Genomic DNA, 13,535 nt, shown 5'->3' with positions numbered 1-13,535 from the left:
CCGCGTCGTGATTGGCATCAAGGTTTGCGGCCCGCGCGATGACGCATGATCGATGTCGAGACGAAACGACATGGCGATGACCGCCGATTGTCATCTTCGTCGGTTCAAATCCGCCCGGCCGATCCTCTGGCCCGATCCTTTGGAGAACGCGGACATGCGCATCGCCACCATCCTTTCGACGCTCTGCCTCGCCGCTGCGGCGGGGCTTCCCTGCGCGTCCGCGCTCGCCGACGAGCCCGCACCCTGGGCCGAGATCAAGGTCGGCAGCATGGCCGACAAGGATCTGCAGCAGTACGACGTGGTGCTGATGGCCATCAACGGTTCGATGGATTTCCGCGACAGCACCCGCTACGAACTCGCGCCGGGCCGCTACCATTTCCGGTTGGCCAGCACCAAGCGCGGTCGAAGCGGCGAGATGACCGCGCGGCCCTTCACGCTCGACATGAAACCCTGCGTGCGCTACGACCTGGTGGCGGACCATGCGCCGGCCGAGTCCGAGGGTGGCTGGCGGATCGTGGTCCGCTCGGAAAGCGCGATCAAATCGTGCGCGAAGAAGTTCGGCGTGCTGCCGGCGACCGTGGAACAGGCGGTCGCCGCCGGCTCCTGAAGCCTCTCCGGAGGCGAGAAGCCGCCCCTGTGTCCGGCCCGTCGACACCTTGTCGACGAGGCGGCGGTCGAGTCGCAACGAACGGCGTGGCGATACATCCTTTCGGGGAGACCGGCCGGAGTCCGCATGCGGTGCCGTGATTGGCATCAAGGTTTGCGCACTGCACGATGCACGCATGGTCGCGGCGACACGACACGGCGGTGACCGCCGGCTATCATCTTCGTCGAGTCGAATCCGACTGACCGATCTTCTGGAGCATATGGATATGCGCATTCTCACCGTCCTGTCGACGTTCTGCCTCGCCGCTGCGGCCGCATCGCCCTACGCGCCCGCGTGGGCCGACGACCCCGCGCCGTGGGCCGAGATCCGGGTCGGCAGCCTGGCCGACAAGGATCTGCAGCAGTACGACGTGATGCTGATGGCCATCAACGGTTCGATGGATTTCCAGGACAGCAACCGCTACGAACTGGCGCCGGGTCGTTATCAGTTGCGCGTCGCCAGCACCAGGCGCAGCCGCAGCGGCGAGATGACCGCGCGGCCCTTCACGCTCGAGATGAAACCCTGCGTGCGCTACGACTTGGTGGCGGACCACTCGCTGGCCGAGTCCGAAGGCGGCTGGAAGATCGTGGTCCGTGCGGAAAGCCCGATCAAATCGTGCATGAAGAAATTCGGGGTGCTGCCGACGCCCGGCGAACAGGCGGTCGCCGCCGGTTCCTGAGCGCCCGATCGGAGTCCGGTCGACGCCGCAGCATCGCCGGTAGAGCGGCCTTCAGGCCGCTGCTTTTTCTCCGAATCCAGCGGCCTGAAGGCCGCTCTACCAATCGCCCATCGCTTCACCGGTATCCGCCGTGGACACCGCCCGGATGTCGCTGCATCGGGGCCATCGAAGCCACGATGAACGGAAACGCGGTGTCGCGCGCGCAGGCGCGGGGTCGCCGGGTATCCTTCCGCCATGTCGCCGCCCCCACGCCCCGCCATCGCCGCCGCGCTGTTGATGTTCTGCGCCGGCGCGCAGGCCGCGCAGATCGCCGGGGTGCGCATCGACGGCCTCGATCCGCTGATGGAAACCAACGTACGCACTGCGCTGTCGCTGGAAGACGCGGTCGGCAAGCGCGTGTCCGATGCCCGACTGGACTATCTGCTGCGCGTGGCCGAGGATGAAACCCGCGAGGCGCTGGAACCCTTCGGCTATTACTCGCCCGACATCGCCATCATCGACAGCGCCGCGGGCGCCGCGCTGGCCGACGATGCGCCGGTGTCGGTGACCATCACCGTGCGCATCGGCGAGCCGGTGCGGGTGCGCAGCGCCGCCCTGGCGATCGAAGGCGACGGCGACGACGACCGCTATCTGCAGGAAGAACTGGACACGTTCACGCCGAAGGTCGGCGACGTGTTCGAGCACGCGCGCTACGAGCAGAGCAAGGCCTTCATCACCCGCCGCCTCGCCGAGCGCGGCTATTTCGATGCCGACTTCGCCGCGCGCCGGGTCGAAGTGACCCGTGCCGAGCGTGCGGCCGACATCGATCTGCGCTGGAACAGCGGCGACCGCTACGACATGGGCGAGATGATCTTCGATCAGGGGCCCAAACCCATCATCCGCGAATCGCTGCTGCGCGAGTTCATCTACTGGGAAGAGGGCGACTACTACCATCAGGGCCGTCTCGACCGCCTGCGCAAATCGCTGACCGGGCTGGACTACTTCAGCCGCATCGACATCGAACCCTCGCCCGAGGACGCGGTGGACGGCCGCGTGCCGGTGACGGTGCGGCTCACGCCGGCGAAGCGCAGCATCTACAGCGTCGGCGGCAGCTTCGGCACCGACAGCGGTTTCGGTGTATCGCTGGGGCTGGAGCGGCGCTACCTCAATTCGCGCGGGCACAAGGCGCTGGCGCGGTTGGACTACGCCGAGAAGCGCAAGACCCTGACCCTGCAGCACCGCATTCCCGCATTCGCGTGGCGCGACGGCTGGTACACCACCAGCCTGCAGGCCTACGACGAACAGACCGAATACATCGACACCCGCCGCTACGAAGCGGTGTTCAGCCGCAGCGGGCAATACAACCGCGAACTCAATCTGGTCGCGTCCGTGCACGCATTGCAGGAGCGCTGGGCCTACGCCATCGACGACCGCCTGCGCCCGGTGCGGCTGTACCGGCAATCGACCTATCTGTATCCGTCGCTCGTCGCCGAATACGTGAAGGCCGACGATCGCATCCACCCGCGCAACGGCTTCGGCGGCACGGCGACCCTGCGCGGCGGGCTGGAAGGCGCGGGCTCGGACGCGAACTTCCTGCAGCTGCACGTGCGCGGCAGCTGGTTCCGCGGGTTGGGCGAACGCAGCCGGCTGATCGCGCGCGGCGAAGTCGGCGCGACCTTCACCGATGCGCTCGCCGAAATTCCGCCGACCCTGCGCTTCTACGCCGGCGGCGACCGCAGCGTGCGCGGCTACGATTACCGCGAGATCGGCCCGCGCATCCGTCCGGTCGCCGGCGGCAAGGCGTTCGCGGTCGGCGCGAAGAACGTGGCCACCGCCAGCCTCGAATACGAGCAGTATTTCAACGACGCCTGGGGTTTCGCCGCGTTCGTCGACGGCGGCAGCGCGTTCGACGACCAGCTCGACCGCTGGCGCAAGGGTGTCGGCCTGGGCCTGCGCTGGAAATCGCCGGTCGGGCCGCTGCGCGTCGACATCGGCCACGGCCTGGACGATCCGGACGCGTCGTTCACCCTGCACATCAATCTCGGCGCGGACCTCTGACCGATGCGCAAGGACGCCGAAACCGCGGACCAGCGCGAGGCGCGCATCGCCGAACTGCGCCAGCGGCGGCTGGCGCGCGCGCGCTGGCTCGCGATCCGCAGCCTGTTGCTGATGCTGGCGCTGGTGGTCGTCGCGATCGCGCTGGGCTATTTCCTGTTCAACACCTTCCGTGGCCGCGACGTGCTGCTGCGCCAGATCGTGTCGCGTCTGCCCGACGGCACCACGCTGACCTGGTCGCGCGCCGAGGGCCCGGCGTCCGGGCCGATGGTGCTGCACGATGTGGAATTCGTGCATCGCGGTTGTCCCGATGTCGGCGGCAAACCCGTGGCCTGGCCCGGTTGCGCGACGCCGCTGCTCAACGTGTTCGCGGCCAAGCGGGTCGAACTCGACCCGACCCTGCAGCCGCTGCTCGGCCGTCGCCTGCGCCTGGAAGCGCTGTGGATTGCCGACGCCACGCTGACGCTGCCCGAGAGCGACGAACCGTTCGAGCTGCCGCGCTGGCCGGAATCGCTGCCGGCGATCGCGCCGCCGCTGGCGCTGGATGCCGGATCGATCGCGGTCGATCGCTTGCGCGTGGTGCAGGGCGGCGACACCGTGATCGACGTGCGCGCGCTGCGCGGCGGCCTGCTCGCCGAAGACGGTCGCCTGCATCTCGAACGCCTGCAGGCCGCGACCGACCGCGGCCGTTTCGCGCTGCACGGCGATTACGCGCCGCGCGACCGCTATCGCATGGATCTCACCGCCAGCGCCCTGCTGCCCGCGGCGGCGGGCAACACGCCCGCGCGCTTGGGGTTGATCGCGCGCGGCGATCTGCGCCGGCTCGATGTCGCGCTCGCCGGCCGCGCGCCGGCGCTGCTGCGCGCACGCTTGCGACTCGACGGCGAGGTGCGGCCGCGCTGGACGTTCGCAGCGAAGAGCGATGCGCTGACGCTGTCCGCATTGCTCGGCAACGATGACGACGAAGCCGCGCCGTATGCGTTCGATCTGCGCGCCCACGGCATCGGCGGCGCGGCGAACCTGCAGGGCCGCGTCGCGCAGGACGGCATCGAGGCGACGATCCTGCCGTCGAAGCTCACCGTCGAGAACCAGAAGCTGCTGCTCGCGCCGCTGTCGCTCGAACTGCTCGGTGGCACACTGTCGGCGAACGGTCGCGCGGATTTCACCGAGCCCGCGGACGCGCGTTTCGACGGCCGCGTCATCGCGCGCCAGCTGCGCTGGCAGGGCGACACGGCGGATGCGGTGGCGGTGGTCGGCGACGGCGATTTCAGACTCTCCGGCCGGCTGCGCGCGTGGATCGCCGAGGGCGATGCGACGCTGCTGCGCGGCAGGGAACGCGCGGTGGTGTCGCTGAAGGCGAAGGGCGACGACCGCAGCGCGCGGATCGACACGCTGCGCGCGACGATGCCGAGCGGCCGGCTCGACGGCCGCGGCTCCGTGACCTGGGCGCCGTCGCTCGGCTGGCAGGCCGAAGCGACGCTCGCGGGCTTCGACCCCGGTTATCTGCTGCCCGACTGGCGCGGCGCGGTGAACGGCGCGCTGCGCAGCAGCGGCGAAACCCGCCGCGACGGCGGGCTCGACGTGCGCGTCGACGCCGATCGCCTCGGCGGCCGTCTGCGCGGCCGCGCGCTCGGCGGTCGCGCGAACGTGCTCGCCCGATTGCCCGCGCGTGCGGATGGCCGTACCGACTATTCCGGCGAGGTCGCGCTCACCCTCGGCGCCAGCCGCGTCGATGCGAAGGGCCGCGTCGCCGACACGCTCGATATCGACGCGAATCTCGCGCCGCTGCAGTTGAACGACCTGCTGCCCACGGCGCAGGGCGTGCTGCGCGGCACGCTGCGCCTCACCGGCCCGCGCACGCAGCCGGACATCGCGGTCGATCTCGCCGGCCAGTCGCTGGCCCATGAAGACTGGACCGCCGATGCGCTGCGCGTGCGCGGTCGCCTGCCGTGGCATGCGGGCGCGGCGGGCGCGCTGGCCATCGACGGCGAGCAGGTCGAAGCCGGGCTCGCGTTCGCGCGCCTGCATCTGGACGCGCGCGGCGCGGTGGAAAATCTTCGCGTCGAAGGCGACGCCGATACCGACATCGGTCGCATCGAACTCGCCGGCGATGTCGCGAAGCGCGGCGCGCAGTGGGCCGGCACCCTCGCAGCGCTGCGCCTGGCGCCGACCACCGGTCCGGCCTGGGCGCTGCGCGCGCCAGCGGCCTTCGCCGCGACGCCTTCGCCGGCAGGCCTGCGCCTGCGCATCGCATCGAGCTGCTTCGCCACCGTGAGCGCGAACGCGGCCGGCGAACTCTGCGCCGACATCGATTGGCCGACCCGCGCCGACGTGCGCGGCGAAGCGCTGCCGCTGGCGCTGGTCGCGCCGTATCTGCCCGAACGCGAGCGCGACCAGGTCTGGCATCTGCGCGGCGCGGTCGATCTCGATGCGCAGGTGCGCCCGCGCGCCGGCAGTTGGGCCGGCACCGCACGCCTGCGCTCCGCCGAGGGCGGGTTGTCGATCGACACCCGCGGCCGTCGCGAAATCCTCGCGTATCGCGATCTCACCCTCGACGCGCGCTTCGACCCGCAGCGGCTCGAAGCCGATCTCGCCAGCGCGCTGACGCCCGACGGCCGCGTCGCCGCGCGCATCGCCACCGGCTGGGACGCCTACGCGCCGCTGCAGGGCACGATCGACATCGACACCCGCGAACTCACCTGGCTGGAACTGTTCTCGCCCGACATCGTCGATCCGCAGGGCCGTTTGAGCGGCCGCATCGCACTGGCCGGCACCCGCGCGCAGCCGGCGCTGGGCGGACAGGCGCGGCTCAGCGATTTCCGCGCCGAATTCCCGGCGCTCGCGCTGGTCCTGCGCGAGGGCGACGTGCGCATGGACGCGCAGTCCGACGGCAGCGCGCGCATCGTCGGCAGCGTGCGCAGCGGCGACGGCACGCTGCGCGTCGACGGCACGCTGGGCTGGCAGGACGACGACACGCCGCTGCGGCTCGCGCTGCGCGGCGAGAACGTGCTGGTCTCCGACACCCGCGAACTGCGCGCGGTGGTCGATCCCGATGTCGAAGTGCGCTACGCGGCCGGCCAGCCGATCGCGGTGACCGGCCGCGTGCGGATTCCCAGCGCGAAGATCGATCTCGAAGGCCTCGATGCCGGCGTCTCGGCGTCGGAGGACGTGGTCGTGCTCGATCCCGCCAATCCCGAGCGCAGCGGCAGCGCGCCGCTGGATCTCGATCTCACCCTCGCGATGGGCGACGACGTGCGCCTCTCCGGCTTCGGCCTGCAGGGCACGCTCGGCGGCAGCGTGCGCATGCGCGCGCGGCCGGGCCGCGAAACCGTGGCCACCGGTTCGCTGGACGTGGACGGCCGCTACACCGCCTACGGCCAGAAACTGCAGATCACCCGCGGCCGCCTGTTGTGGTCGAACAGCGCCTTCGGCGATCCGGTGATCGATATCCGCGCCGAGCGCGAGGTCGGCGACGTCACCGCCGGCATCGATGTCACCGGCCGCGCCTCCGCGCCGGTCGCGCAGGTGTGGAGCAATCCCGCGACCAGCGAATCCGAAGCCCTGGCCTATCTCGCCCTGGGCCGCCCGCTGTCCAGCGCCAGCGCCGACGAAAACCGCCAGCTCAGCGGCGCTGCCGCCGCGCTGTCCGCCGGCAACCTGCTGGCCTCGCAGCTCGGCGCGAAGATCGGCCTCGACGACGCCGGCGTCAGCGAATCCCGCGCCCTCGGCGGCAGCGTCGTCGGCATCGGCAAATACCTCTCGCCGCGCCTGTACGTGAGCTACGGCGTCTCCCTGCTCGGCACCGGCCAGGTGATCACCCTGAAATACCTGCTGCGCAAGGGTTTCGACATCGAGATCGAATCGAGCACCGTCGAAAACCGCGGCTCGGTGAACTGGCGGAAGGAAAAATAGGGGGCGGGGATGGCCGAAGCGTGTTGCCCGGCGAACGCGCAGTGCTCTCCGTGCCTGTCATCACGGCGAAGGCCGGGATCCAGCGATGGCTGAGCGGATCGAGTACACCCCGTCAAACCCGTGTGGATGCCGGCACCCATTGCCGTGGATATACACGTGAATCCAGTGCAGGCAGCCCTTCTCCGTCCGAAGGTTGTAGTGCTTCAACCGCGAACGGCTGCGAATCTTGCCCAACAGACGTGGCCGATGGCGATTCCCACCGCTTGCGGCAGCATCATCGATTCGCCGGGATATGAGGGGCTTGGCGCCGCGATAAGCCATATTGGGGTGTCCTCGCCGTGTAATCCGGAAAGATGCGACCGGAATCCAATCAGAGGTATCGGGCCATCCATCTGATTCTTGCGGGATTTCTCCGATTGACCGCCCAAACGGGCTATGGCAGTTTTGGCGCTAAGCCCCAAGTTGGGGTCTATTGGTAGTTAGGCCGCAGGAGGCAGTGTGCGGGACATAGATGCAATCATTGCCCGGCTTCTTGTCGCACACCCGGATATCTCCGCAGAGCAGCTCACCGTTCTGCACCCTGGCGCTGATGACGATGGTTTGTGGTTCTTCCGCCACCCGGCCACAGACGTAGAGGTGCAACTTGAGTCGAGTACCGGCATTTTCCCATTCTTGTTTGAAAGCTCCGGGTCGGCTGATCGGCTCACGGCTGGTACCGTTGAGCAAGCCATTGCATTCGTGGCCGCGGGACTTGGCCTTTCCGGGCCAGCGGCCTAACAATTCATTCAAGCCGACGCCGCTTCGCGGCGCGGCTTAATTCAGGCGTTAGGCGGTGAAAGGCGTTCTGTAGTTGTATTGCTCGCAGCTGCAACACTCCGGCTCCGGTCAGCATGGCTCTCCGGAAACGTTCTTGGCTCGTTGCTGCTTCGGTCAAGTTCGTCAGGCGCGCTCAATGATCACACGCGTTGCGCTTTAAGGCTTCGGAAGCACCGGTCGGCTGACGGTCGGCATGTTCACCCCAGATGCGACCGCTTCGGTGGCGGCCGGCGGACAGTTCGCTTGGCGCGCTCATGTTTCCGGGCTTCGGTCTTTCGTCCCGCTCGCCATGACTTTACCCTCGCCGGCTTCCTTCGCGCCTAACTTGTCGTTCAAGCCGACGCCGTATCTCGGCTTCGTTGAAACTTGACGGACTGCGAGCAATACTGGTTCCCGTCTTCCGCGTTCGGCGCGGCTTAACTCAGGCGTTAGGCGGCAGAAAAAACATTCGTTTTCAGCCGCGCTTTTCTTGCTCAGCCGCTCCGCTCATTTTCGCTCCGTTGCCGTCTTTAGCTGCTGCGCTTGTTGTGTTCAGCAATCATGCAATGCTTCGGATAGTTCGTCTGCCGCGCTCACGCTTCGCATGCGTTGCGCTTGCCGGCTTCGGAATCAACGAGCCTCATCGGTTAGTTTCCCTACGCCGGACCCGCTCCTTCGGAGACGGCCGGTGGAAAGTTTCCGGGGCGCGCTCGGGTCTTCTCGCTTCGGCTTTCGGTGAGCACGCATGGCCTTCAAGTGCGCTGGCGTCCCCCGCCGCCTAACAATTCGTTCAAGCCGACCCCATGTCGTGGCGTCGGCCGTGTGCTTTACGCTACGCTTGCACACGTCCGCCGCCCCGCCACGGGGCGGCTTAACTCAGGCGTTAGGCGGTGAAAAGCATTTTGTAGTTGCGTTGTCCGCAACTGCAATTCATCGGCTTCGGTTGGAATTGCTCTTCGGACAGTTTCTCGGCACGTTGCCACTTCGGTGACATCGCTAGGCGCGCTCACACTACGCAAGCGTCGCGTCTGCGGACTTCGGAAGCGTTATTTGTCGCGCGGACAGTTCGTCAGCATCTGATGCGGCCGCTTCGGCAACATCCGACTGAAAGTTCGCGGGGCGCGCTCAGGCCTCTGGGCTTCGGCCTTTCGGCAAGTGTGTCAATGCTTCACCCTCGCTGGCTTCCTTCCCGCCTAACAAGTCGTTCAAGCCGACGCCGTGTCGTGGCTTCGTTGAAACTTCCGGGCATGCGGGCAATACTGGCTCCCATCCGCCGCGTTCGGCGCGGCTTAACTCCGGCGTTAGGCGCCATGCCAAAACTCATAGCGATCTGTTACAGACTTTTAAATGGTGAGGCGTCTGCAGTTGAAGCTGCCGAGAATAATGAGATACATGATTTTGGTGGTGAACTTGTACTGACATTCGATGATGGGGAAAAAAGCTTTATCTCGTGGGTAAATGATCCGGTTCAATACGCAATCGGCACTAAAGACGCGTCACACTTCGTGCCAGACGCTGAACTCGCAGACTACGATGTGTCTGACACAAGCATGTGGGCATCATTGATTGGTCAAGATGTGTCACTCAGTTTTATCGCTGCTAACAACCAAGTACTGAAAGTATCCTCGGCAGCCGACCACGTGCTCTTGTGCTCCTATGAGCGCGGCGGATGGTGGGCTGATGAGGTGACGGTGTGCAGACAAGCCCCAGCACCATATGGCGCCTAACAATTCGTTCAAGCCGACCCCGCGTCGTGGCGTCAGCCGCGTGCTTTTGCGCTACGCTTGCACGCGTCTGCCGCCCCGCCACGGGGCGGCTTAACTCAGGCGTTAGACCCCATGCCAAACTCCTTTGCCTACGAACTGACCATGGCACTCGTTCCGGGCGCCGTTGCAGGCTACTACTCCGGCTTACTCATGGCGAAGCAGGCCAAGTTCAACTCGTTGAAGCACGAGGCACTACGTTGCGTTCGTGCCATCAACTATGTTGGGGATGAGGTTCAAACGAATTTGCAGCGGGCTGACCGCGTTGATGACTTGCACCTCATTGCATTCGAGTTGCTGCTCCTAAAGCATCGGCGGGCGGGCGAAGGCATGCTCGCACTCGCCAGGAGAGCCGAGAGTTTGGTCGCTTCATGCAAGCTGGGCAAGGTTCCGGTCGAACAGGTAATGGCGTCTCTCAGCCAGTGGCAAGAAGATATCCGCGCCCTCAGGCCGGGGCTGCGGTTTTTACTGCCTTGGGGGCAGATCTAAGATTGGGTCTAACAATTCATTCAAGCCGACGCCGCTTCGCGGCGCGGCTTAATTCAGGCGTTAGGCACCCATGTTTGAAGTCTTCGCATCCACAGTTGAAGAAGCACAGCAGGGCTGGGTTTGGCTAGAGTCTTCTAGTCTGCCTCCCCGCTCTATAGTCAAATTGACCAATACAGCTTCTGGTAAATCGGTGTACTGCGAGGCTCTGCAAATAGACGAGAACTTCCTCCGCCACTACAACAAACCGCACCGCATAAGCATCACATCCCCCGCCAGTTCAATTGTCATGAATGGTTGGTACCGGTCTAAGCTCGGCAACCTTGCCAAGCAGTCTACTGCCCAGATCACTGTCAAGCCGGCCAATGGTCATTGGGGGCGTTTCATGGCATGTACACATCACCCTCAAGTTGTTGTTCGCGTAGCGGCCTGGCTCGGACTCATTAGCGTCATGCTCGGCGTCATCGGGGTTCTCCTTGGGGTATTCAGCCTCCGCGGGTCGGGTGCCTAACAATTCGTTCAAGCCGACCCCGCATCGTGGCATCGGCCACGTGCCTACGCTACGCTAGCACGCGTCCGCCGCCCCGCTGCGGGGCGGCTTAACTCAGGCGTTAGGCCTCATGACAGACATCCCAAGATCTGTGCAGTCCACTGATCCATCTCACGAGATGGGGCTTGGCCGCGTCGCTCTCTGGTTGGACGTAGAAGATCTTCGCTGGCTGGCATCCAATTGCGCTTGCGCCGATTCCATGCCAAATGAAACCAGGGAGCGCTGTGGGCGCATTCGGTTCCGCGCAAACACGGCCCTTCACAAAGCCGGTCTCAAGTCCATTTCTTGCAATGACACTGAGGCCTAACAATTCATTCAAGCCGACGCCGCTTCGCGGCGCGGCTTAATTCAGGCGTTAGGTACCTATGGAAGATCGCAGTGAACCAAGCATGTTTATCGAGGCGCTCGCTCGATGGAGAGAGAGCTGCATCTTCTATTTCAAATTTGACTTAGCCATGATTGCCGCCGTTGCAGCAATTGTGTCTTTCTTCAAAATTGAAGGAGACGCTATATTTCATGCCACATCACAGTACAAAGTTTTTCTTCACTATCTAATCGCGTTGCTCATCTACGCGCTTGTTTACGAGATGAACATAACTAACACGTGTAATCGCAATGACCTCATGCAATTGCTCAGCGAGGAGAAAAAGCGCGTGTGGATGTACCGCGGGTTCAAGTGGGCGTACGGACTTCAAGCCCTTGCCCACATCGGCCTGTTGATATTCGCTCTTGGGTTTGTGTCAGGCTACGTGGACGGTTACATGGAGCGCGGCACCTAACAATTCGTTCAAGCCGACCCCGCATCGTGGCAGCGGCCACGTGCATACGCTACGCTAGCACGCGTCCGCCGCCCCGCTGCGGGGCGGCTTAACTCAGGCGTTAGCGCCCATGATTAGTTTCTCGTTAATTGTAATTTCATTGGCATCTGTTGGTACTACCGCCTTACTATTGCTCTATGGAGCGTGGCGAGTGAAAACAGGCCGTGCAAAGATGATCGAAAAACCGACTGCTGGAATTGGTGTATCACTCTTGTCCTGTGCTTTTTTCACATCCCTTGCAATTATTAGCATCATTGGTATGTCTCGCGGTATTGACACAGGTATTCTTGTATTTCCCCGTGGCGTTCAAATTTCAATTAGCAATACACTTATTTTTTGGTGTATTTTCTCTCTATATTTCTTTTTGTCAGTATTAATGTTAATGGGAGCTACTGGAAATTTCTTTCACCGCTGGACACTCCGCAATGGGCGCTAACAATTCGTTCAAGCCGACCCCATGTCGTGGCGTCGGCCACGTGCTATGCGCTACGCTTGCACGTGTCCGCCGCCCCGCCACGGGGCGGCTTAACTCAGGCGTTAGGCGGTCAAAAGCGTTATGTAGTTGTGTTGATCGCGGCTGTGACTCATCGACTTCGGTTGGCATTGCTCTTCGGACAGGTTCTCGACCTGTTTCTGCTTCGGTCAAGCTTGTCATGCGCGCTCAAGCGTCAACTGCTTTGCGGTTATCGGCTTCGGAAACTCTGGTCGGCTGACGGTCGGCACGTTCGCCCCAGAGACAATCACTTCGGTGATGACCGGCTGACAGTTCGCGGGGCGCGCTCGGGCATCCGGTCTTCGGTTTTCGGCCTGTTCGCAATGGCTTCACGCTCGCCGGCTTCCTTCGCGCCTAACCACTCGTTCAAGCCGACGCCGTATCGTGGCTTCGTTGAAACTCGCTTGCGCCCGCGCAATACTGGCTCCCGTCTGCCGCGGTCGGCGCGGCTTAACTCAGGCGTTAGGCGTTGGAACGCATTCTGTAGTTTTATTGCTCGCAGCTGCAACACAGGGGCTTCGGTCAGCATCGCTCTTCGGACACGCTCTCGGCTCGTTGCCGCTTCGGTCAATTTGGTCTAGCGCGCTCAAGCATCACATGCGTTGCGGTCCTCGGCTTCGTAAACACTGGTCGGCTGAGGGTCGGCACGTTCGCCCCAGACGCGGTCACTTCGGTGACGGCCGGCGGACAGTTCGCCTGGCGCGCTCATGTTTCCGGTCTTCGGTCTTTCGTCCCGTTCGCCATGGCTTCACCTTCGCCGGCTTCCTTCGCGCCTAACTCGTCGTTCAAGCCGACGCCGTATCTCGGCTCCGTTGAAACTTGCCGGAGTGCGGGCAATACTGGCTCCCAACTGCCGCGTTCGGCGCGGCTTAACTCAGGCGTTAGGCGGTCACAAGCATTCTTCAGTTGCGTTGCACGCGGCTGCGGCTCTCTGGCTTCGGTCAGCATGGCTCTTCGGATACGGTCTCGGCGCGTTGACGCTTCGGCCAAGTTCACCAGGCGCGCTCAAGCGTCGTATGCATTGCGGTCCTCGGCTTCGGAAACACTGGTCGGCATTCGGCCGGCATCTTCGCCCCAGACGCGGTCGCTTCGGTGGCGGTCGGCGGACAGTTCGCATAGCGCGCTCAGGCATCCGGGCTTTGGTCTTTCGTCCCGTTCGCAAGGACTTCACCCTCGCCGGCTTCCTTCGCGCCTAACTCGTCGTTCAAGCCGACGCCGTATCTCGGCTCCGTTGAAACTTGCCGGAGTGCGGGCAATACTGGCTTCCCTACTGCCGCGTTCGGCGCGGCTTAACTCAGGTGACCTGCGTACGGATTTTGTAGCCACTCAAGCGGTGAGTCCTGTGGTGATGGTATCGGG

Annotated in this window: 8 protein-coding genes; all 8 read left to right on the top strand. The window is 64.4% G+C overall.

Annotated features, from left to right (window positions below; all coding sequences use genetic code 11):
- Positions 1-154: 154 nt before the first annotated feature.
- Positions 155-607 (top strand): hypothetical protein, encoded by a 453-nt coding sequence (locus ABD974_RS06010; protein ID WP_345302397.1) that lies wholly within the window; start codon positions 155-157, stop codon positions 605-607.
- Between the two features lie 265 nt (positions 608-872).
- Positions 873-1,325, top strand: coding sequence for a hypothetical protein (locus tag ABD974_RS06005; protein WP_345302396.1), 453 nt, complete (start codon positions 873-875; stop codon positions 1,323-1,325).
- Positions 1,326-1,559: 234 nt separating this feature from the next.
- Positions 1,560-3,362 carry an autotransporter assembly complex protein TamA gene (locus ABD974_RS06000; RefSeq protein ID WP_345302395.1) on the top strand — a complete coding sequence of 601 codons (1,803 nt, stop codon included), beginning with the start codon at positions 1,560-1,562 and terminating at the stop codon, positions 3,360-3,362.
- 3 nt (positions 3,363-3,365) lie between these two features.
- The gene (locus ABD974_RS05995) at positions 3,366-7,271 is read left to right on the top strand and encodes a translocation/assembly module TamB domain-containing protein (protein WP_345302394.1); all 3,906 of its coding nucleotides are present in this window, start codon (positions 3,366-3,368) and stop codon (positions 7,269-7,271) included.
- 2,018 nt (positions 7,272-9,289) lie between these two features.
- Positions 9,290-9,793, top strand: coding sequence for a hypothetical protein (locus ABD974_RS05990; RefSeq protein ID WP_345302393.1), 504 nt, complete (start codon positions 9,290-9,292; stop codon positions 9,791-9,793).
- A gap of 111 nt (positions 9,794-9,904) precedes the next feature.
- Positions 9,905-10,318, top strand: coding sequence for a hypothetical protein (locus tag ABD974_RS05985; RefSeq protein WP_345302392.1), 414 nt, complete (start codon positions 9,905-9,907; stop codon positions 10,316-10,318).
- Between the two features lie 936 nt (positions 10,319-11,254).
- Positions 11,255-11,644, top strand: coding sequence for a hypothetical protein (locus ABD974_RS05980; protein ID WP_345302391.1), 390 nt, complete (start codon positions 11,255-11,257; stop codon positions 11,642-11,644).
- 109 nt (positions 11,645-11,753) lie between these two features.
- Positions 11,754-12,119, top strand: coding sequence for a hypothetical protein (locus tag ABD974_RS05975; protein WP_345302390.1), 366 nt, complete (start codon positions 11,754-11,756; stop codon positions 12,117-12,119).
- The last annotated feature ends 1,416 nt before the right edge of the window (positions 12,120-13,535 follow it).

It is taken from the genome of Lysobacter hankyongensis, assembly GCF_039543145.1.
Lineage (GTDB): Bacteria > Pseudomonadota > Gammaproteobacteria > Xanthomonadales > Xanthomonadaceae > Lysobacter_I > Lysobacter_I hankyongensis.
Note: the sequence above shows the minus strand (reverse complement) of the source record. Positions and strands in the feature narration are given on the sequence as shown.

Bases quoted from the DNA above. Each gene is read 5' to 3' on its own strand.
- ABD974_RS05980 (WP_345302391.1), top strand. From the start codon at position 11,255: ATGTTTATCGAGGCGCTCGCTCGATGGAGAGAGAGCTGCATCTTCTAT.
- ABD974_RS06005 (WP_345302396.1), top strand. From the start codon at position 873: ATGCGCATTCTCACCGTCCTGTCGACGTTCTGCCTCGCCGCTGCGGCC.
- ABD974_RS05985 (WP_345302392.1), top strand. From the start codon at position 9,905: ATGCCAAACTCCTTTGCCTACGAACTGACCATGGCACTCGTTCCGGGC.
- ABD974_RS05975 (WP_345302390.1), top strand. From the start codon at position 11,754: ATGATTAGTTTCTCGTTAATTGTAATTTCATTGGCATCTGTTGGTACT.
- ABD974_RS06000 (WP_345302395.1), top strand. From the start codon at position 1,560: ATGTCGCCGCCCCCACGCCCCGCCATCGCCGCCGCGCTGTTGATGTTC.
- ABD974_RS06010 (WP_345302397.1), top strand. From the start codon at position 155: ATGCGCATCGCCACCATCCTTTCGACGCTCTGCCTCGCCGCTGCGGCG.
- ABD974_RS05995 (WP_345302394.1), top strand. From the start codon at position 3,366: ATGCGCAAGGACGCCGAAACCGCGGACCAGCGCGAGGCGCGCATCGCC.